We start from the raw sequence: 19,014 nt of genomic DNA on the forward strand, positions 1-19,014 counted from the left end.
TCTTTGCCGCCGATTTGCCGGTGGTGCCCCGTACCCTCGTACGCATGACCAGCGACGACACCGTAAGGCCGGGCCGCCCCCGCTCGATCGAGACCCTTGCCGCGCTCACCGCGGAGCAGACCGAGGCCGTGCTCGGACTGCTCGACGAGGCGGCCCGGACCGACGGGCAGCAGGCGGTGTCCGAACAGGGCCGGTTGCAGTTGCGCGGCGGGGAGCGGGAGGGCGTGTCCCATCTGCTGCTGACCGCGGGCGGGGAACTGGTCGGTTACGCCCAGCTGGAGGACACGGACCCGGTGGAGCCGCCGGCCGCCGAGCTGGTGGTGCATCCCGGGCATCGCGGACACGGGCACGGGCGGGCGCTCGGCTCGGCCCTGCTGGCCGCGTCGGGCAAGCGCCTGCGGGTCTGGGCACACGGCGGGCACTCCGCCGCCCGGCATCTCGCACAGGTCCTCGGCCTCACGCTCTTCCGTGAACTGCGCCAGATGCGCCGCTCGTTGGCCGACTTCGACGCACCCGAGCCGGTTCTCCCCGAGGGCGTCTCGGTCCGCGCCTTCGTCCCCGGCAAGGACGACGCGGCCTGGCTCGCGGTGAACGCCGCCGCCTTCGCGCACCACCCCGAGCAGGGCTCCCTCACCCAGCGCGACCTCGACGACCGCAAGGCCGAGCCGTGGTTCGACCCGGCGGGCTTCTTCCTCGCCTTCCGCGGCGACGAACTCGTGGGCTTCCACTGGACGAAGGTGCACGCCGAGGAGGGCCTGGGCGAGGTGTACGTCCTCGGCGTCGGCCCCGGCGCGCAGGGCGGCGGCCTCGGCAAGTCCCTGACCACGATCGGGCTGCGGCACCTGGCGGAGCAGGGCCTGCCGACGGCGATGCTGTACGTCGACGCCGACAACTCCGCGGCGGTGTCCGTGTACGAACGGCTGGGGTTCACCACGCACGAGGTGGACCTGATGTATCGGACGGAGACCTGAGGGAGCCGTAGGGAGGTTCCGGGTCAGGGCGTCGCTGGTCGGTGATGCGCTCACCCCGGCTCGCCGCCACCCGCAGCACCTCCCCCAGCGACTCCACCGCCCTGACCAGAGCGAAACGCAGCGCGTGCTCACCGGCTCCGGTATCGCCGAGTACGGCCCTGGCGCCGGCGAGCACCTGGTCCGCGGAGGCCAGTTGAGCAGCCTCGATGTCATCGGCGAGCCGGGAGAGGAGGCTGTCGGGGTCGTCGGTGCTGAGGTAACAGGGCCGTCCGTCGATCCCGGTCCAGGGGAGCAGCCTCATACGAACACCTCCTCGGCACGCAGGTACGGCCGGACGAGCGGGCTGTCCATGAGCAGCGGTTCCGGGGGCCGAGGGGTGGGGACCGGCGGGGAGTGGGTCAGCACCGACGGCCGCTGGGGCGCCGACACCGTTCGATGACGCCCTCGGGCGGGGAGCAGGCTCCGCAGGAGGGCGAGCAGCAGGGACTCGCAGAGTTCGGCGATACGCAGGCGCACGGAGGCGTCCCTTCTCAGGGCAGGGGATTCAAGGCGAGGTTGACGAGCGGTGATCACCGTTCGTGCCTCGATCGTCACTCATCGCACGTACGCTGCGGAAGAGGTCCGGTGTTGTCTGGCGCGCAGACAACGGGGAGGGGTGACGTGGGCGAGAAGGTTGACGCGGAGCCGGTCTCCGGGCGGGTGATGCTCGGGCAGACGCTGAAGGTCCTGCGGGAGAAGGCCGGGAAGTCACTGGGGCAGCTGGCCGACGAAACCGGCTACGAGAAGAGCTATCTGAGCCGGCTGGAGTCGGGGGAGCGGCTCTCCAAGGTGACGGTCATGGAGGACCTGGACGGGTACTACGGCACGGGTGACCTGCTGTTGAGCCACTGGAAGGCGGCTCGGCTGGATGCGTTCAAGGATCAGTACAAGGAGTTCATGGCGCTGGAGGCTACGGCGCGGATCATGTGGAAGTTCTCGCTGGGCATTCCAGGACTGCTCCAGACCGAGGACTTCGCTCGTGGGGTGTTGTCTGGCGCCCAGACAACGGCTGACGGTGACGACGCTGTCGAGGAGCAAGTTGCCGCCCGGCTCGGACGGCAGTCAGTGCTGGGACAGAAGCCGGAGCCCGAGGTCCGGATCATCGTGGACGAGTTCGCTCTCCGACGTCCTGCTGCCCGGGGCAAGACCTGGTGCGACCAGTTGCTTCACCTTGAGGCAGCCGCACTGTGGCCCAACTTGGCGCTCCAGGTACTGCCGTTCTCAGCGGGTGCGCATCACCATATGAACGGATCGCTGACGCTGCTCTGGCAGAGGAATGGAAACGCCGTTGCCTACACGGAAGGCAACAGCGGTGGTCGGCTGGTCGAGGATCCGGACGAGGTTCTCCGGGAGCGATCGTCCTACGATCGGCTTCGCGACCTGGCGTTGTCCCCGTCGGACTCGCTCGCGTTCATCAGGGGCGTACTGGAGGAGCACAGATCATGACGAACACCGTCGACCTCACCGCTGCTGTGTGGCGCAAGTCGTCCTACAGCGACGGGGGAGACAACAACTGCGTCGAGGTCGCCGACAACTGCCCCGGCATGATCCCGGTCCGCGACAGCAAGCAGCCCCAGGGCCCGATACTCGTGTTCGGCGCGAACCCTTGGGCGTCGTTCCTCACGTACGTCACCGACTGACTGTCGGGGCCGCCCAGGACGGGCGCCAGGTCTTGCCTTCCGTGAGCCGGGGCTGTGCCGCCAGGTGGGCGCGCAGGGCGGTCAGGCCCGGGTGGGGGTTGTCCGTGCGCCAGAGCAGGGAGTGCGGGTAGACCGGGGTCGGGTCGCGCAGCGGGACGAGGCGCAGGTCGTGGTCGGTCGGCCATACCAGCGGGGTTCGTTCGCTGAGGAACGTCGCCAGGGTCGGGGAGTCCGCGACCGTGTCGAGGAGGGCCTCGACGCCGAAGTTGGGGCCGATGGTGTCGATGGCCGGGCCGAAGGTGGCGGCGAGTTCGTCGTAGTAGGCGGCCCACTCCGTGCCGGGCTCGTTGCCCGGCATCCAGATGCGGTGTCCCGCGAGTTGCGCCGGCGTCACCCACTCGGCCCGGGCGAACTCGTGGCCGGGGCCGACGCACAGCCGGAGCGGCTCGTCGAGGACCGGGGTCGCCGTGATGCCGTCGGGGATCCGGTGCCCGGGCATGGTGACGGCCCGGAACGTGGCGTCGACGGCCCTGTCCCGCACGGCGGCGACCGCCGCGTCGAATCCGAACAGGGTGACGACGTCCAGCCTGATCTCCGGGTGCGCCCGGTGGAAGTCCCGTACCAGTCCCGCCGTGGCGGCCCGGCGCCCCACGACGTCGACCCGCAGCACCCGGTCGCCTGGCCGTACGGCGGCCACCGCCCGTTCCTCCGCCTGGAGCAGGGCGCGGGCGTGTGGCAAGAGCGCCTGACCGTCGATGGTGAGCTCCGCCCCGCGTGGTGTGCGCACCAGCAGCCGCACGCCGAGGTCCTTCTCCAGAGCGGCGATCCGCTTGGACACGGCCTGCTGGGTGAGGGCCAGGTCCACGGCGGCCTTCTGGAACTGCCCGGAGTCGGCGATCGCGACGAAGGCGCGTACGGCTTTGAGATCCACGAGCCGCAGGGTAGCCACACAACCCTTGGTTGTAGGACCGCCCTGCTGTATTGGCGTACGCGGCTGAGCATGACCATCTACACAACCGCTCGATGTGCCCGGCGCCGACTAGAGCCGGACCCGCCGCCGCAGGGGCTCCACCGCCCACGCCGCGCCGAGGAGCACCGCCCCACCAAGCACCAGGCCCCACCGCTCGTGCGCCGCCGCCCACCGCTCGTCCTCCACCGGCACGAACAGCGCCCAGCGGCCGGGCCAGAACAGCATGACGAGCACCGACGTGGTCAGCAGTCCGACCGCCACCGGCAGTCCGGGCCGGGTCGGTTCGCCGAACCGCATCGCGGCCGCCCCGCCCGCCACCGCCGCGGCGAAGGCCGCCCCCGCCTCCAGCGTGAGATCACCGACCGGGGGCCGTACCTCCGGCGGCACGAGCAGCAGGGCCACCGTCCACCAGGCCGCCGTGGCCGGGACGGCGAGGGCCGTACGCAGGGCGATGCGGACCGGGCGGGGGGTCGGCACGGTGGACGTGGTGTGCCGGGCCGGGTCGTCCAGGAGGAAGGCCAGGCCCATCGCGAAGGCGAGGATCGCGGCCCGCAGCAGGTACAGGGAGAGCCGTTCCGCCGTCTCGCCGGTCCGGGTCAGCGCGGCGAGCAGCAGTCCCGCCGCCCCGGCCGCGCCGATCGCCGCCCATGGCACCGTCCGGTGGACGGGGACCACCAGCTGCCGGATCACGAGCACGTGTCCTTCCCCTCGGGCGCGGGCAGGCCGAGCAGTCCGGCGGCCCGGGCCGTGGTGACCTTGGGTGCGGTCAGCTCGCCCCAGTGGTCCTTGACCCGCGCTTCGGCTTCACCGCGGGGCAGGTCGAGCAGCGCCCGCAGCACCTCGGTCTGGGCCTCGGTCATGTACAGGCCGTCGGTGGGCTGGAGCACGTAGGCGGAGCCGGTGACGCTGTCGTCGAGGCGCACGCGGCGCAATGCGTCGAGCGGCTCGGACTCCCAGCCCACGGCCAGCCACATCAGGGGGACCATGCGGCCGTCGCAGATCGAGCTCGCGGCCTTCTCGCCGCCCGCGATCAGCACACCGGCCACGGCCGCGGAGAACTCGGGGACGCGGTTGCCGCCCCACGCGGTGCCCACCGTCACCTCGTGCGGCCGCTCCAGCGGGGTCAGGGCGGAGTCGCTGGAGAGGCCGTAGCGCGCTTCGATCCGCTGCCGTACGACGAGGTCCTGCTCGTGGGCGCTGCCCCCGGCCAGGGACCGGACCCGGTCCACGACCCCGGCCCAGTCCGCCACCCGCGGCCCCCACTCGGGGAACGCGCAGTACGTCGATCCGTCCCGCCGGGCGCAGGTCTGCACCTGCTCGGGGTGCACGGTGGCGCGTTCGCGTGCCTTGACCAGCTCGGGGGAGTCGCCCGCCGACTGGGCCACCCCACCCACCAGCGTCATGGCGAGCGCCCCGGCGACACCGGCGAACACGGCCGGCTTGCGGGCACCGGCCAGGAGCACCGCCAGCAGTCCGAGGCACAGGCCCAGCCCGGCCAGGTACAGGGCGTGCCAGGCGGCGGGGCGGCCCATCAGGTCCGACGGCAGGGTGTTGGCGCTCGCTTCCTCGACCGCCGGCAGCAGCCACCTCGCCCCGTCGTTCAGGCCCGAGAGGAAGACGAAGAAGAACAGGAAGAGCACCACCAGCAGCGGCCCGGCCAGAGCGGACCGCACCAGACCTGCCAGGAGCAGCCCGAACAGCCCGCACAGCAGCACGGTCAGCGGGCCGACCAGCAGTTCGGCCACCGAGCCGTGCCCGATCGCGCCGGGCCGCAGGGCCTCCCGGCCGAACTGCCCTGCCACGCACACGGCGGTGAGCAGGGCCACGGCCACGACCGACAGGGCGTGGGCGGCCGTACGGCGCCACCGCGGGAGCACCAGCACCGCGAGGTGCCGTTCCGTGTCGTGCCGCCGGGAGCGCAGGGCGGCGAAGTTGACGGACAGCAGGACCGCGAGGCCGATGAGCATCGGCGCGCCCTGGGTGGCCCGGTCGGCGTCCTGGAGGGCCGGGTAGTCGCCCCACGCCCTCCCGCCGCGCCACACGGTCCAGCCGACGTACACCGCGAAGGCCAGCAGCACCGGGACCCGGGTCAGCAGCCGGCGGGACTCGAACACGGCCAGGGCGAACACGGCCCTCCAGGCCCCGCCCGGCTCCTCCGCCGTCCCGGGCACGGCCGGTTTCTCCGTCACCGCGGTCATGCCGCCACCTCCGCTCCGGTGCCGTCGAGGGTGAGCAGGTAGCCGTCCTCCAGGGTGGGTTCGAGCAGCTCGGCGCCGGGCGGCGGGTCGCCCACGTTCCGGAAGGTGCCGGTCCCCGTGCGCCACCCCGCCTTCGCCCCGGGGGCCCGCTCCGTGCTGCTCCACACGCGTCCCGAGGCCCGCTCGGTCAGCTCGGCCGGGGTGCCCTCGAACCGCACCCGCCCGGCGGCCATGACCACCACGCGGTGGCAGAGCATCGCCACGTCCTCCGTCTGGTGGGTGGACAGCAGCACCGTCCGCCCCTGCCCGGCTTCCGCGATCAGCTCCCGGAACCGCATGCGCTGTTCGGGGTCCAGTCCGACGGTCGGCTCGTCGAGCACCAGGAACCCCGGATCGCCGACGAGGGCCGCTCCCAGGGCGACGCGCTGCCGCATGCCCCCGGACAGCTTGCGGATCCGCTTGCCGCGCACGTCCGCCAGGCCGACCTCGTCGAGCACCCGCCGCACCTCCCGGTGCCGGGCGGCCCGGCCGGTCATCTCCTTCAGGATCGCCACGTAGTCGACGAACTCGAAGGCGGTGAAGTCCGGGTGGAAGCCCGGGGTCTGGGGCAGGTAGCCCAGTCGGCGCCGCACCTCATGGCGGCCTCGGGCGGTGCCCGGGTCGTGCCCGAGCACGGTGAAGGCCCCCCGGTCGGCGCGCAGGGCGGTGGCGAGCACCCGCAGCAGGGTGGTCTTGCCGGCGCCGTTGGGGCCGAGCAGCCCGGTGACACCGGCGGTCAGCCGCAGCGACACGTCGTCGAGGGCCCGGGTACCGCCGTAGCGGAGACTCAGCCCGGAGGCGGACACGGTCGTGGTCATACGGCACGTCCCTGGAAGAGGTCGAATCGGTCACGGAACAGGAAGAGCAGCCCGGCGGCGAGCCCGGCGACCACCGCCGACACGCCCTGCCCGGCCGCGGTGAACGGGGCGAGGGGTACGTCCGCCCCGGCCCGCAGCGCGTCGGCCGCCAGCAGCAGCCCGGCCCATGCCCCGCCCACCAGGGACGGTGCGAGCACCGGCCCGAGACGGGGCATCAGCGCGAGTCCGGTCGCCGTCAGCGCCAGCCCGGGCAGCAGCCAGGCCAGCGCCCGCAGCCCGTAGGCGGGCAGCGCGAGGGTCGCCAGCCCGTTCAGCGCCAGCACCACGGACAGCACGGCCACGGTCCGGATCATCAGCAGCCGGAACCCGTGCATCGGAGCGACGACGGCCATCTCGTACGTCGGATCCAGCGCGGGCCCGTACGACAGCGCCACCCCGGCCAGCGGCAGCAGCGGCGCGAGGGCCAGGAACAGCGTGGGGAACTCCCCGCCGGGCACGGCGTACCCGGCCGCGACGCTCAGCAGCAGCACGGCGACGACCGCCCCCAGCCAGGACCGCCGCAGCACCGGCGTCGCCGCCAGCAGCCGCGCGGTGTGCCCGGCCACCCCGGCCCGCACCAGCAGCCTCTCCAGCAACCCCGTCCGGGGCGCGTCCAGTTCGGCGTCGAGCCGGTCCCAGCCGGCGTCGAGAGCGACGGGGTCGCTGACTTCGGCGAGCACCGCGCGGCACCGCGCGCAGGACGTCAGATGTGTGTCGGCGGACCAGAGCGCGGGGGCCCGCAACTCCCCTCGCGCGTAAGCGCGCAGATCCTCTTCGGACACGTGCCAGCTCATGCCAGGGCCTCCCGCAACTGCTTCCGGGCCCGCATCGCCCGTGTCTTGACCGTGCCGGGCGGTATCCCGAGCAGCACGGCCGCCTCACGGGTGGTCAGCCCGTCGATGACGGTCGCCTGCAGCACCGCCCGCAGCTCCGGCGACAGCCGGACCAGCGCCCCGGCGAGGTCCCCGTGCTCCACCCCCGCGAGCACGCGTTCCTCCGCCGAGGCCTCGTCCCGGTGCCGCAGCCGCGCCAGGGCCTGCCGCAGCCGCCCCCGGGCCCCGTCGCCCCGCAGCGCGTCCACCAGCCGCCGCGAGGCGATGCGCCACAGCCACCCGGCCGCGTCCGGTGAGTGGCCCTCCTGCCGGTGGCGGGCCGTGCCCCGCCACACCGCGAGGAACGTCTCCTGCACCACGTCGTCGACTACCCCGAGATCGGCGCACCGCCCCCGCAACCGGGCCCGGAGCCAGGGCGCGTAACGCCGGTACAGCTCCTCGAAGGCACGCCGGTCGGCGTCCGCGGCTATGACCCGCAGCAGCTCCCCGTCGCTTCTCGTATCGCTCACGTCTCCTCATCGGACGGCCCGGCCCGAACGGTTCACGAAGCAGCTTGACTTTCCTCACGCCCTTGCACCACCCTTTCACTACTCAATTAGTGAAAGGGTGGTGCAGCAGTGGTCGAGTACCGCATCGACCGGCGCAGTGGCGTCGCCACCTACGTCCAGATCGTCCAGCAGACCAAACAGGCCCTGCGCCTGGGCCTGCTGGAGCCGGGCGACAAGCTTCCGACGGCCCGCGAGGTCGTGGAGGCCACCGCCATCAACCCGAACACGGTCCTCAAGGCCTACCGGGAGCTGGAGCGCGAGGGCCTGGTCGAGGCCCGCCGCGGACTGGGCACGTTCGTCCGCAAGGCCCTGAGCACCGCCCCCGTGGACTCCCCGCTGCGCGCCGACCTGGACGCCTGGGCGGTCCGGGCCCGCGAGGCCGGCCTGGAGCGCGAGGACGTGGCCGCTCTCTTCACTTCCGTACTCGACGCGCATTTCGCAGACTTCAAGGGGGACGCATGACCGACACCGCCATCGAGGCGGCCGGGCTGGGCAGGAGGTTCGGGCGACGCCGCGCCCCGGCCCTGGACGGTTGCACCTTCCGGCTCCCCACGGGCCGCGTGTGCGCCCTCACCGGCCCGAACGGCGCCGGCAAGTCCACCCTGCTCGCCCTGGCGGCCGGGCTGATCCGCCCCACCGAGGGCACCGTCACCGTGCTCGGTACGGCCCCGGCCGCGGCCCGCGAGCGCCTCGCCTACGTCGCCCAGAACAAGCCCCTGTACCCCCAGCTCACCATCGCCGGGACCTTGCGGCTGGGCCGCGACCTCAACCCCCGGCGCTGGGACGCCCGGGTCGCCGAACGGATCGTCGCCGAGGGCGACCTCGACCCCGACACGAAGATCCGGACGCTCTCCGGCGGCCAGCGCACCCGCGTCGCACTCGCCCTCGCCCTGGGCAAGCGCCCCGAACTGCTGCTCCTGGACGAGCCGATGGCCGACCTCGACCCGCTCGCCCGGCACCAGCTGACCGCCACGCTCATGGCCGACGCCGCCGAACACGGCACCACGGTTGTCATGTCCTCGCACGTCGTCGCGGAGCTGGAGGGCTCCTGCGACCACCTGCTGCTGCTCGGCTCGGGCCGCGTCCGGCTCGCCGGGCCGCTCGACGACCTGCTCGCCGCGCACACCCTGGTCACCGGCCGGGCGGGCGAGGCCCTCGACCCGCACACGGTGGTCGAGTCGCGCACCACCGGCCGCCAGCTGACCGCCCTGGTCCGGCCCACGGGCCCCCTCGGCGACGGATTCCAGGGCGACCGCCCGTCCCTGGAGGAAGTCGTCCTGGCCCACCTGCGCTCCCCCGCCGCCCCGCCGCTCCTGCTCGACACGCGGGAGGCCGCCGTATGACCGCCCTCGACACCGTGACCGCACCCGCCGTCACCCGGCCCGCCTCGCCGTCGCGCGGCCTGCTCCTGGCCATGCTCCGACTGCACCGCACCGCACTGCTGTTCTGGCTGGGGCTGGTGGCGGTGGCCGCCGGGGCGCTGCTGTGGGCGATGGGCCCGGGCGCGGACGCCGCCTGGGCCGAGTACACGGACCTGGGCTGCGACCGGCCCCCCACGAACCTCGGCTGCGACATGCCCGGGCCCGCGAACAGCCGGTACGAGACGGCCGTGGCGGTCGGCCTCGGCCTGCTCAGGCTCCTCCCGCTGCTCACCGGCGCCTGGGCGGGCGGCGCCCTCATCGGCCGCGAGCTGGAGAACGGCACCGCACAGCTCGCCTGGACCCAGTCCGTCAGCCCGGCCCGCTGGCTGGCCGCCAAGCTCGCGGTCCCGGCCCTGCTGCTCGTGACCGGCACCCTCACGCTGACGCTGCTGCACCGCGTGCTGTGGTCGTCGGACCGTTCCCTGATCAGTGCCATGCGCTGGCGCGAGTGGCACGACGACGGCGTCTTCGAGATCAACGGCACCGTCGCCGCGGCCGAGGCCCTCGCCGCCCTGGCCGTCGGCGTCCTGGTGGGGCTGCTGCTGCGCCGGACGCTGCCCGCCCTCGGCGTCGCCGTCCTGGCGGTCGTGTCACTCGTCTACGTCGCCGACGAACTGCGTCCGCGTCTGTGGCCGGTACGGACGGCCGTGACCAGCCTGGACGACGGCACCCCCGGCATCGACGGCATGATCGTCGAGACCGGCGCCCTGAACGCTTCCGGTGCCCGCGTCCCGATCCCGTCGTGCTCGGGCGAGCCCGGCTGCGACGCAAGAAACGGCATCACCCACTACTTCGCCGACTACCACCCGGCCTCCCACTTCTGGCCCCTCCAGCTCATGGAGACCGGCCTCCTCCTCGCCGTCGCCGCCCTGGCGGCCGCGACCGCCTTCGTCCTGCTGCGCCGCCGCACGGGAGCCGCCGTATGACCGCCCTCACCGCGGCGACCGCCCCCGCCGGCCGTGCCGCCCTCCACCGTGGCGGCCTGCTGCGGGCGGTGCTGCGCACGCACCGCACGGCCCTGGTCCTGTCCCTCCTGGCCCTGGCCGCCGCGACCGCCGCCCTGATCTGGCTGCACTCCCTGGGGGACGCGGCCCGGGCGGGCGTGAGCGCGTGCGCCACGCCCCCGGCGGACGGGCTCCCCTCCTGTGCGGCGGTCGAGGCGATCACCGCCGACGAGGTGTACGCGAACGGCATCGCCGTGCTCGCCACCGCCCTGTCCTGGGTGATGTTCCCCGTGGCCGCCTGGGCGGGCGGCGCCCTCGTGGGCCGTGAGCTGGAGAGCGGCACCGCACAGCTGGCCTGGACCCAGTCGGTCGGCCCCCTGCGCTGGCTGGCCGCGAAACTGGCCGCCCCGGCCGCGCTGCTCACCGCCGGCACCGGCGCGCTCGTGCCGCTGAACGTCTGGGCGCGCGGCGACGGCGATCCCGACCTGGTCGGCGACTGGTACTACCCGGACGCGTTCGTGTCGACGGGCCCGGTGGCCGTGGCCTACGCCCTGGCCGGACTCGCCCTCGGCGCCCTCGCCGGACTGGTGTGGCGCCGGGCCCTGCCCGCCACGGGAGTGGCCCTGGCCGCCTCCCTGCTCCTCCACAGCCTCCTGGAACGGCACCGGGCAGACCTCTGGCCGACCGTCAGCCGCATCGCGCCCGGCAGCATCGAACTGCCCCGCTCGGCCTTCCAGGTCACCTGGGACACCCCCAGGCCCCACGGCGTCCAGATCAGCCACGCCACGTTCCACCCGCGGTCCCACTTCTGGCCGCTCCAGTACGTGGAGACCGGCCTCCTGCTGGCCGTGGCCGGCACCGCGACGGCCGCCGCCTTCCTCCTGCTGGCCCGCCGCCTCCCCTGAACCCGGTCCGCGCGTCCTTCCACGGGGGGATGGACGCGCGGCCCGCCCTTTCGGGACACTCCGCGGCGTACGGCGTCGCCGAGCACCGTCCACAGCCTGTGGGCAACCGCACCGGCCCCTCACCCGGCCCTGTGGACGCCCGCGAGCCGCTCCCCGATATCCCGCACGTCATGTCTCCGTAACCATCGATTCAGACGAGCTTGCGAAGCTCGGCCAATGAATCCCGCCGTGCCCGAGGCTTCCCCACCCCGCGAGGGTCCCGAGGGAAACGGGAGCACTCATGTGGCATCTCCGCTCCCGCCCGTGCTGTCCGACGCGCCCGTGATGCTCGCGGCGCGGAAGAATGGGTCCATGAGCCAGCCGAACACCCAGGCAGCACAGGTCCAGCACGCGCAGCCCTCCGTGGGCTCCATAGCAGCCCACCGCCCCCACACGGTGGCCGCGGCCGTCTCCGATCTGGAACCGGACATCGACGCCGACCTCGACGCGTACGAGGAGTCGCCGTACGACGGGCCCCAGCTGCCGCAGGGTCGTTTCCTCGACCGGGAGCGCAGCTGGCTCGCGTTCAACGAGCGGGTGCTGGAACTCGCCGAGGACCCGAACACGCCCCTGCTGGAGCGGGCCAACTTCCTCGCGATCTTCGCCAGCAACCTGGACGAGTTCTTCATGGTCCGGGTGGCCGGACTGAAGCGCCGCATCGCCACCGGCGTGGCCACCCGCTCCGCCTCCGGCCTCCAGCCGCGCGAGGTGCTGGAGATGATCTGGGCCCGCTCGCGCGAGCTGATGGCCCGGCACGCCGCCTGCTACCACGAGGACGTCGCCCCCGCACTCGCGGAGGAGGGCATCCACCTGGTCCGCTGGAACGAGCTCCAGGAGAAGGAGCAGGCCCGCCTGTTCACCCTGTTCCGGCATCAGATCTTCCCCGTGCTGACCCCGCTGGCGGTCGACCCGGCGCACCCCTTCCCGTACATCTCCGGCCTGTCCCTGAACCTGGCCGTCGTGGTGCGCAACCCGGTCACCGGCCACAAGCACTTCGCCCGCGTCAAGGTGCCGCCGCTGCTGTCGCGGTTCCTGGAGAGCTCCCCGGGCCGCTACGTCCCCATCGAGGACGTCATCGCCGCCCACCTGGAGGAGCTGTTCCCGGGCATGGAGGTCCTGGAGCACCACGCCTTCCGCCTCACCCGCAACGAGGACCTGGAGGTCGAGGAGGACGACGCGGAGAACCTCCTCCAGGCGCTGGAGAAGGAGCTCATGCGGCGCCGCTTCGGCCCGCCGGTGCGCCTGGAGGTCGAGGAGTCCATCGACCGCGAGGTCCTGGACCTGCTCGTGCGCGAGCTGAAGATCAGCGAGGCCGAGGTCTATCCGCTGCCCGGCCCGCTGGACCTGACGGGCCTGTTCCGGATCGCCTCGCTGGACCGGCCGGAGCTCAAGTACCGCAAGTTCGTCGCCGGCACCCACCGCGACCTCGCCGAGGTCGAGTCGGCGTCCCCTCCGGACATCTTCGCCGCGCTGCGCGAGCGGGACGTCCTGCTGCACCACCCGTACGACTCGTTCTCCACCTCCGTCCAGGCCTTCCTGGAGCAGGCGGCCGGCGACCCGGCCGTTCTCGCCATCAAGCAGACGCTGTACCGCACGTCGGGCGACTCCCCGATAGTCGACGCCCTCATCGAGGCCGCGGAGACCGGCAAGCAGGTCCTGGTCCTGGTCGAGATCAAGGCCCGCTTCGACGAGCACGCCAACATCAAGTGGGCGCGCAAACTGGAGGAGGCCGGCTGTCACGTGGTCTACGGCCTGGTCGGCCTGAAGACCCACTGCAAGCTGTCGCTGGTGGTCCGCCAGGAGGGCGAGACGCTCCGCCGCTACAGCCACGTCGGCACCGGCAACTACCACCCGAAGACGGCCCGCCTCTACGAGGACCTCGGCCTGCTCACCGCCGACCCGCAGGTCGGCGCCGACCTCTCGGACCTCTTCAACCGCCTGTCCGGCTACTCACGCCGGGAGACCTACCGCCGGCTGCTCGTGGCGCCCAAGTCGCTGCGCGACGGCCTGGTCTCACGGATCACCAAGGAGATCCAGCACCACCGCGCGGGACGGCCCGCGTACGTCCGCATCAAGGTCAACTCGATGGTCGACGAGGCCGTCATCGACGCCTGCTACCGCGCGGCCCAGGCGGGCGTGCCGGTGGACATCTGGGTGCGCGGCATCTGCGCCGTGCGCCCGGGCGTGGCCGGCCTGTCGGAGAACATCAGGGTCCGCTCGATCCTCGGCCGTTTCCTCGAGCACTCCCGGGTGTTCGCCTTCGGCAACGGCGGCGAGCCCGAGGTGTGGTTCGGCAGCGCCGACATGATGCACCGCAACCTCGACCGCCGGATAGAGGCCCTGGTCCGGGTCACCGACCCGGCCCACCGGGCAGCCCTGAACCGGCTGCTGGAGACCGGCATGTCCGACTCCACCGCCTCCTGGCACCTCGGCCCGGACGGCGACTGGACCCGGCATGCGACCGACGCGGACGGACAGCCCCTGCGCAACGTCCAGGAGATGCTCATAGACGCCCGGAGGCGCCGGCGTGGCACAGCGACACCTTGACCCCACGGACCCCCGGTCCAGGCACGACGGGCCCGCCCCCACCGGAGACGCCCTCGCGGGCTATCTGCGGGCCCAGGCCACGGAGTTCCTCCGGGCGCTGCGCCTGCACCGGGAGACGGGGTCGGGGCCGAACGGCTCTGAGGGGTCCGCCGAAGCGGCCCGCGCCCTGCGCCGCTCGGCCCGCCGTATCAGCGCCAGCCTGCACTCGTTCCAGTCCCTCCTCGACGCGGACTGGTGCGAGACGATGCGCCCCGAACTGGCCTGGGTCTCGGGGACCCTGGCCATGGAGCACGCGTATACGGCCCGCCTGGAACGCCTGCTGGCGGCCCTGCACCGCTTGTCGGGCTCCACGGCGTTCCCGGCCCAGGCCGGCGCACGGGCGGGCGCGGCGGCGCACCCCAGGGCCGGTGCCGCCGCGCCGGAACGCGGCAATCTGACCGTCGGCGCGGCCAAGGCGGGCGCCCTGCTCGACCGCCAGCTCACCCTCGCCCGCACCCGGGCCCATTCCACCGCCCTGCAGGCCCTGGGCAGCAGCCGCTTCCACGCCGTCGCGGACAAGGTCGCCGTCCTGGCCAGCGAGGTCCCCCTCACGAAGACCGCCGGCACCACCGACCTGCGCCCCCTGGCCCGGTCCGCCCACGACCGCCTCGCCGACGCCGTGACCGCACTCCCCCTCGTCACCGCGGGAAACCCGTACAACGCCACGGCCCTCGTCCACGGCCTGTCCCCGGACACGGTCCCGCACCCGCAGGACGCCCCATGGCACCAGGTCAGGCTGCTGCTGCGCCTGCACCGCTACGCCCGCGAGGCCGTCAGCGGCCCGAAGGGCAACGCCGTGGTCGACCTGCGCCTGCTCTCCGCGGGCCAGGCCCTGAACCGGCACCGCGACGCCTCGGAGGCGGCGGCAGCGGCGGCCCAGGCGGCCCGTACCCCGCGCATCGCCCCGGCCACGGCGTACGCCCTCGGCGTGCTGCACGCCGACCAGCGGCACGAGGTGGAGGCGGCGCGCTTCGCGTTCCAGCAGGCCTGGCAGAAGGAGACCGTGGGCGCGTCATGACCGGGCCCGGCACCAGGAGGCGGTGAGACACGGTGAACATTCCCAAGGACACCACCGTCCGGGCTGCGGGCTGCGTCCTGTGGCGCCGGTCCCCGGCCACCGGCGAGCCGGAGCTCTGTCTCGTGCACCGGCCGAAATACGACGACTGGTCGTGGCCCAAGGGGAAACTGAAGCGCGGCGAGGACGCACTCACCGGCGCCCTGCGCGAGGTGGCGGAGGAGACGGGCTGCCGTGCCCTGCCGGGCCCCGAGCTGTCCACTCAGCGCTACCTGGCGGGCGGGCGCCCCAAGCAGGTCCGCTACTGGGCCGCCGAGGCGGTGAGCTGCGCGTTCTCGCCGACGGACGAGGTGGACCGGGTGCTGTGGCTGGCGCCCGCCGTCGCCCGCGACCGTCTCACCCAGCCCCACGACCGGCCCCTGGTCGGCGAACTGCTCGCCGTGCTGCACCTGCCCCGGACGGGCGGCTGACCGGACCGTCCCGATTCGTCCGCGAAAGCGGAATGACGACGTGCTCTCCCCGTGAGCATTCCGTTACCTCACCAGGCCTTAGACAGGGGTTCACCCCTCGTTCATGTGCGGCCATCGACGCCTTCACCTGATCTGCCTAATTTCGGCCTTACCGACGCGAGCCGCGCCTGCTGAGTACGGCCGTGTCCGCGACACCTCGTCTTCGCACGCCGCCGATCAGGACGGCGGCTCCTGGAAGGAACTCAAGTGAAGCTTCAGCGCATGAACCGGCGGGCCCTCGCTCTCGGTGCTCTCGCCGTCTCCGGCGCCCTGGCCCTCACGGCGTGCGGCTCCGACGACACCGGCGGCGCCTCCGGCGGCGGTTCCTCCAACGCCGCCGCGCCGAGCAACGTCAAGTGCGACGACGCCAAGGGCCAGCTGCTGGCCGACGGCTCCTCCGCGCAGAAGAACGCGATCGACGCCTGGGTGAAGCAGTTCACCGCGGCCTGCCAGGGCCTCCAGATCAACTACAAGGGCGGCGGCTCCGGCGCCGGCGTCACCGCGTTCACCCAGGGCCAGGTCGCCTTCGCCGGCTCCGACTCGGCACTCAAGCCCGACGAGGTCGCCGCCTCCAAGAAGGTCTGCAACGGCGGCCAGGGCATCGACCTGCCGATGGTCGGCGGCCCGATCGCGGTCGGCTACAACGTCAACGGCGTGGACAACCTCGTCCTGGACGCCCCGACCCTGGCGAAGATCTTCAACGGCAAGATCACCAACTGGAACGACGCGGCGATCAAGAAGCTGAACCCCGAGGCGAAGCTCCCGGACCTCAAGATCCAGGCGTTCCACCGCTCGGACGACTCCGGCACCACGGACAACTTCACCAAGTACCTGATCGCCACCGCCAAGAGCGACTGGCCCTACGACGGCGGCAAGACCTGGCAGGCCAAGGGCGGCCAGTCCGCCTCCGGCTCCTCCGGCGTCGCCCAGCAGGTGAAGCAGACCAACGGCGCCATCGGCTACTTCGAGCTGTCCTACGCCAAGGACGGCCTGAAGACGGTCGACCTCGACACGGGCGCCGCCCAGCCGGTCAAGGCCACCGTCGAGAACGCCACCAAGGCGATCTCCGAGGCCAAGGTCGTCGGCACGGGCAAGGACCTCTCCCTGCAGCTGAACTACGGCACCAAGGCCGAGGGCGCCTACCCGATGGTCCTCGTCACCTACGAGATCGTCTGCGACAAGGGCAACAAGTCCGACACCCTGCCCGGCACCAAGGCGTTCCTGCGCTACATCGCCTCCGAGGACGGCCAGAAGGTCCTCTCGGAGAACGACTACGCGCCGATCCCGGCCGACATCATCTCCCAGGTCCGCACCACCATCGAGGGCCTGAGCTGACCCGCGTGCGGCCCGGCCCCCTCCCCGGGGCCGGGCCGCACCGTCCGGTGCACCGCCGCCAGTGGCCGTACCCCGCGTACGGCTCCGCAGACCGGAGAACCCGATGGGCACACCCACACAGACAACCGACACCTCTCCCCCCGCCTCACAGCCGGCCGTCGACAAGCGCGCCGCACGCGGGGCCACCCGGCCCGGAGACCGGATCTTCCTCGGTCTCTCCCGCGGCTCGGGCATCCTGCTGCTGGTGATCATGGCCGCGATAGCGGTCTTCCTCACCTACCGCGCCTCCCTCGCGATCAGCAAGGACCAGGGCAACTTCCTCACGACCTTCCAGTGGGACACCAACCTCGTCCCGCCGAACTTCGGCATCGCCGTCCTGGCCTTCGGCACGGTCGTCTCCTCGATCGTCGCCATGGTCATCGCGGTCCCGGTCGCCGTCGCCATCGCGCTGTTCCTCACGCACTACGCCCCGCGCCGGATCCGCGGCCCCATCGCGTACGTGATCGACCTGCTCGCCGCCGTGCCGTCCATCGTCTACGGCCTGTGGGGCGCCCTCGTCCTGGTGCCGCACATGACCGGCCTCTTCGGCTGGCTGAACGACTACTTCGGCTGGACCGGCGTCTTCTCCTGGGAGGGCGGCGCCCCCCGCTCGATGCTGACGGTCGGCATCCTGCTCGCGATCATGATCCTGCCGATCATCACCAACGTGAGCCGCGAGGTCTTCCGCCAGGTCCCGCAGATGCACGAGGAGGCCGCCCTGGCGCTCGGCGCCACCCGCTGGGAGGTGATCCGCATGGCGGTCATCCCCTTCGGCCGCTCCGGCGTCATCTCCGCCTCGATGCTCGGCCTCGGCCGCGCCCTCGGCGAGACCATGGCCGTGGCCACCGTGCTCTCCCCGACCTTCGACATCCAGGCGAGCCTCCTGGACCCGGGCGGCGGCACGTTCGCCCAGAACATCGCCAGCAAGTTCGGTGAGGCCACCGAGTTCGGCCGCGACGCGCTGATCGCCTCCGGTCTGGTCCTGTTCGTCATCACCCTGCTGGTCAACGGCGCGGCCCGGGCGATCATCGCCCGCCGCAAGGAGTACTCGGGGGCCAACGCATGAGCACCGCGACCGTCACCCCGAAGGGCCCCGGCACCCTGCGCGGCGCCCGCCTGCCCAAGTGGTCCCCCTACGCCATCGCCGTCGGCTCGATCGCCCTCGCGGTCGGCATCGGCCTGGCCGGCGGCCTGCACAGCCGCGTCCAGTGGGGCCTGATCGCCGCGATCCTCTACGTGGCCGGCACCTACGCCGTCGCCGCGGCCGTCGAGGGCAAGCGGCAGGCCAAGGACCGCATCGCGACCTCCTTCGTCTGGGTCGCCTTCCTGCTCGCCGTCGTGCCGCTGGCCTCGCTGATCTGGTCGACCGTCGCGCGCGGCGTGAAGGTCCTCGACCTCTACTTCCTGACCCACTCCATGGGCGTCGTCGCGGACACCGAGCCCGGTGGCGGCATCTACCACGCCATCCTCGGCACCCTGGAGCAGGTCGGACTCGCCACGGTGATCGCCGCGCCGGTGGGCGTACTCACCGCGATCTACCTCGTCGAGTACGGCCGGGGCAACCTCTCCAAGGCCATCACGTTCTTCGTCGACGTCATGACCGGCATCCCCTCGATCGTCGCGGGTCTGTTCATCCTCAGCCTCATGCTGATGTTCGAGATGGAGCCCTTCGGCTTCGCCGGCTCGCTGGCCCTGGCCATCCTGATGATGCCGGTCGTCGTCCGCTCCACGGAGGAGATGCTCAAGCTCGTCCCGAACGAGCTGCGCGAGGCGTCCCTGGCGCTCGGCGTCCCCAAGTGGCGCACCATCCTGAAGGTGGTCCTGCCGACCTCCATCGGCGGCATCACCACGGGCATCATGCTCGCGATCGCCCGCATCACCGGCGAGACCGCCCCGGTGCTGCTGCTGGTGTGGGGCAACGCGTTCATCAACGCCAACCCCTTCGAGGGGGCGCAGGCCTCGCTGCCGCTGTACATCTACCAGCAGTACGCGAACAGCGCGGGCTCCGGTGCGGCGTACGACCGCGCCTGGGCGGCCTCACTCACCCTGATCGCCTTCGTGATGCTCCTGAACCTGGTGGCCCGCGGGATCGCCCGCTGGAAGGCCCCCAAGACCGGTCGCTGACG

At 72.6% G+C, this 19,014-nt stretch carries 21 protein-coding genes; 13 read left to right on the forward strand and 8 right to left on the reverse strand.

All coding sequences use genetic code 11. The features are described from left to right. The first annotated feature begins 44 nt into the window (after positions 1 to 44). The gene (mshD, locus tag ADK65_RS16555; RefSeq protein ID WP_053670912.1) at positions 45 to 971 is read left to right on the forward strand and encodes a mycothiol synthase; all 927 of its coding nucleotides are present in this window, start codon (positions 45 to 47) and stop codon (positions 969 to 971) included. Here the strand turns inward: mshD and ADK65_RS37180 are convergent. Together ADK65_RS37180 and ADK65_RS16560 are read right to left on the reverse strand one after the other, a co-directional pair. Next, positions 928 to 1,272 carry a hypothetical protein gene (locus ADK65_RS37180; protein ID WP_234352893.1) on the reverse strand — a complete coding sequence of 115 codons (345 nt, stop codon included), beginning with the start codon at positions 1,270 to 1,272 and terminating at the stop codon, positions 928 to 930. The two genes, mshD and ADK65_RS37180, sit on opposite strands and share 44 nt — an antisense overlap. Then, positions 1,269 to 1,487, reverse strand: coding sequence for a hypothetical protein (locus ADK65_RS16560; RefSeq protein WP_053670913.1), 219 nt, complete (start codon positions 1,485 to 1,487; stop codon positions 1,269 to 1,271). The genes ADK65_RS37180 and ADK65_RS16560 overlap by 4 nt, the downstream gene beginning before the upstream one ends. Positions 1,488 to 1,631: 144 nt before the next feature. Between ADK65_RS16560 and ADK65_RS16565 the strand changes: the two genes are divergently transcribed. Next, positions 1,632 to 2,456: a helix-turn-helix domain-containing protein gene (locus ADK65_RS16565; RefSeq protein ID WP_199825649.1), complete on the forward strand. Its 825-nt coding sequence runs from the start codon at positions 1,632 to 1,634 to the stop codon at positions 2,454 to 2,456. Beyond that, positions 2,453 to 2,650, forward strand: coding sequence for a DUF397 domain-containing protein (locus ADK65_RS16570; RefSeq protein WP_053670914.1), 198 nt, complete (start codon positions 2,453 to 2,455; stop codon positions 2,648 to 2,650). The genes ADK65_RS16565 and ADK65_RS16570 overlap by 4 nt, the downstream gene beginning before the upstream one ends. Here ADK65_RS16570 and ADK65_RS16575 read toward each other — a convergent pair. The 6 genes from ADK65_RS16575 to ADK65_RS16600 all read right to left on the reverse strand — a co-directional run bounded on the left by ADK65_RS16575 (position 2,640) and on the right by ADK65_RS16600 (position 8,056). Next, positions 2,640 to 3,581, reverse strand: coding sequence for a LysR family transcriptional regulator (locus ADK65_RS16575; protein WP_053670915.1), 942 nt, complete (start codon positions 3,579 to 3,581; stop codon positions 2,640 to 2,642). The two genes, ADK65_RS16570 and ADK65_RS16575, sit on opposite strands and share 11 nt — an antisense overlap. Before the next feature lie 108 nt (positions 3,582 to 3,689). Further along, on the reverse strand, positions 3,690 to 4,310 hold the full coding sequence (locus ADK65_RS16580) for an ABC transporter (protein ID WP_324614275.1): 621 nt from the start codon (positions 4,308 to 4,310) through the stop codon (positions 3,690 to 3,692). Beyond that, a complete protein-coding gene (locus tag ADK65_RS16585; RefSeq protein ID WP_053670916.1) occupies positions 4,307 to 5,818 on the reverse strand; it encodes a hypothetical protein in 1,512 nt (503 codons plus the stop codon). Before ADK65_RS16585 ends, ADK65_RS16580 begins: the two co-directional genes overlap by 4 nt. Beyond that, positions 5,815 to 6,675: an ABC transporter ATP-binding protein gene (locus tag ADK65_RS16590; RefSeq protein ID WP_053670917.1), complete on the reverse strand. Its 861-nt coding sequence runs from the start codon at positions 6,673 to 6,675 to the stop codon at positions 5,815 to 5,817. Before ADK65_RS16590 ends, ADK65_RS16585 begins: the two co-directional genes overlap by 4 nt. Beyond that, on the reverse strand, positions 6,672 to 7,508 hold the full coding sequence (locus ADK65_RS16595; protein WP_053670918.1) for a hypothetical protein: 837 nt from the start codon (positions 7,506 to 7,508) through the stop codon (positions 6,672 to 6,674). Before ADK65_RS16595 ends, ADK65_RS16590 begins: the two co-directional genes overlap by 4 nt. After that, positions 7,505 to 8,056 carry an RNA polymerase sigma factor gene (locus tag ADK65_RS16600; RefSeq protein WP_053670919.1) on the reverse strand — a complete coding sequence of 184 codons (552 nt, stop codon included), beginning with the start codon at positions 8,054 to 8,056 and terminating at the stop codon, positions 7,505 to 7,507. Before ADK65_RS16600 ends, ADK65_RS16595 begins: the two co-directional genes overlap by 4 nt. Before the next feature lie 108 nt (positions 8,057 to 8,164). Here ADK65_RS16600 and ADK65_RS16605 point away from each other — a divergent pair, with 108 nt between their 5' ends. From ADK65_RS16605 to pstA, 10 genes are all read left to right on the forward strand, one after another. Next, positions 8,165 to 8,557, forward strand: coding sequence for a GntR family transcriptional regulator (locus tag ADK65_RS16605; protein ID WP_053670920.1), 393 nt, complete (start codon positions 8,165 to 8,167; stop codon positions 8,555 to 8,557). Then, positions 8,554 to 9,438 carry an ABC transporter ATP-binding protein gene (locus tag ADK65_RS16610; RefSeq protein WP_053670921.1) on the forward strand — a complete coding sequence of 295 codons (885 nt, stop codon included), beginning with the start codon at positions 8,554 to 8,556 and terminating at the stop codon, positions 9,436 to 9,438. Before ADK65_RS16605 ends, ADK65_RS16610 begins: the two co-directional genes overlap by 4 nt. Continuing rightward, positions 9,435 to 10,442, forward strand: a complete 1,008-nt coding sequence (locus tag ADK65_RS16615) for an ABC transporter (RefSeq protein WP_053670922.1) — start codon at positions 9,435 to 9,437, stop codon at positions 10,440 to 10,442. The genes ADK65_RS16610 and ADK65_RS16615 overlap by 4 nt, the downstream gene beginning before the upstream one ends. Next, on the forward strand, positions 10,439 to 11,365 hold the full coding sequence (locus ADK65_RS16620) for a hypothetical protein (protein WP_053670923.1): 927 nt from the start codon (positions 10,439 to 10,441) through the stop codon (positions 11,363 to 11,365). Before ADK65_RS16615 ends, ADK65_RS16620 begins: the two co-directional genes overlap by 4 nt. 351 nt (positions 11,366 to 11,716) lie before the next feature. Further along, positions 11,717 to 13,951 carry an RNA degradosome polyphosphate kinase gene (locus ADK65_RS16625; protein ID WP_053670955.1) on the forward strand — a complete coding sequence of 745 codons (2,235 nt, stop codon included), beginning with the start codon at positions 11,717 to 11,719 and terminating at the stop codon, positions 13,949 to 13,951. Then, on the forward strand, positions 13,932 to 15,008 hold the full coding sequence (locus ADK65_RS16630; protein WP_053670924.1) for a CHAD domain-containing protein: 1,077 nt from the start codon (positions 13,932 to 13,934) through the stop codon (positions 15,006 to 15,008). The genes ADK65_RS16625 and ADK65_RS16630 overlap by 20 nt, the downstream gene beginning before the upstream one ends. Before the next feature lie 32 nt (positions 15,009 to 15,040). Further along, complete coding sequence (locus tag ADK65_RS16635) at positions 15,041 to 15,475, forward strand: NUDIX hydrolase (protein WP_053670925.1); 435 nt, start codon at positions 15,041 to 15,043, stop codon at positions 15,473 to 15,475. Between the two features lie 246 nt (positions 15,476 to 15,721). Then, entirely contained in the window at positions 15,722 to 16,849 is a 1,128-nt protein-coding gene (gene pstS, locus ADK65_RS16640; protein ID WP_053670926.1) for a phosphate ABC transporter substrate-binding protein PstS, read from the forward strand. A gap of 103 nt (positions 16,850 to 16,952) precedes the next feature. Next, a complete protein-coding gene (pstC, locus tag ADK65_RS16645) occupies positions 16,953 to 17,954 on the forward strand; it encodes a phosphate ABC transporter permease subunit PstC (protein ID WP_053670927.1) in 1,002 nt (333 codons plus the stop codon). Continuing rightward, on the forward strand, positions 17,951 to 19,012 hold the full coding sequence (pstA, locus tag ADK65_RS16650) for a phosphate ABC transporter permease PstA (protein ID WP_053670928.1): 1,062 nt from the start codon (positions 17,951 to 17,953) through the stop codon (positions 19,010 to 19,012). Before pstC ends, pstA begins: the two co-directional genes overlap by 4 nt. Positions 19,013 to 19,014 lie beyond the last annotated feature (2 nt).

It is taken from the genome of Streptomyces sp. NRRL B-1140 (assembly GCF_001280065.1).
Taxonomy (GTDB): domain Bacteria; phylum Actinomycetota; class Actinomycetes; order Streptomycetales; family Streptomycetaceae; genus Streptomyces.

Bases quoted from the DNA above. Each gene is read 5' to 3' on its own strand.
- ADK65_RS16620 (WP_053670923.1), top strand. From the start codon at position 10,439: ATGACCGCCCTCACCGCGGCGACCGCCCCCGCCGGCCGTGCCGCCCTC.
- pstC (WP_053670927.1), top strand. From the start codon at position 16,953: ATGGGCACACCCACACAGACAACCGACACCTCTCCCCCCGCCTCACAG.
- ADK65_RS16615 (WP_053670922.1), top strand. From the start codon at position 9,435: ATGACCGCCCTCGACACCGTGACCGCACCCGCCGTCACCCGGCCCGCC.
- pstA (WP_053670928.1), top strand. From the start codon at position 17,951: ATGAGCACCGCGACCGTCACCCCGAAGGGCCCCGGCACCCTGCGCGGC.
- ADK65_RS16585 (WP_053670916.1), bottom strand. From the start codon at position 5,818: ATGACCGCGGTGACGGAGAAACCGGCCGTGCCCGGGACGGCGGAGGAG.
- ADK65_RS16625 (WP_053670955.1), top strand. From the start codon at position 11,717: ATGAGCCAGCCGAACACCCAGGCAGCACAGGTCCAGCACGCGCAGCCC.
- ADK65_RS37180 (WP_234352893.1), bottom strand. From the start codon at position 1,272: ATGAGGCTGCTCCCCTGGACCGGGATCGACGGACGGCCCTGTTACCTC.
- ADK65_RS16590 (WP_053670917.1), bottom strand. From the start codon at position 6,675: ATGACCACGACCGTGTCCGCCTCCGGGCTGAGTCTCCGCTACGGCGGT.
- ADK65_RS16570 (WP_053670914.1), top strand. From the start codon at position 2,453: ATGACGAACACCGTCGACCTCACCGCTGCTGTGTGGCGCAAGTCGTCC.
- mshD (WP_053670912.1), top strand. From the start codon at position 45: ATGACCAGCGACGACACCGTAAGGCCGGGCCGCCCCCGCTCGATCGAG.
- ADK65_RS16595 (WP_053670918.1), bottom strand. From the start codon at position 7,508: ATGAGCTGGCACGTGTCCGAAGAGGATCTGCGCGCTTACGCGCGAGGG.
- ADK65_RS16610 (WP_053670921.1), top strand. From the start codon at position 8,554: ATGACCGACACCGCCATCGAGGCGGCCGGGCTGGGCAGGAGGTTCGGG.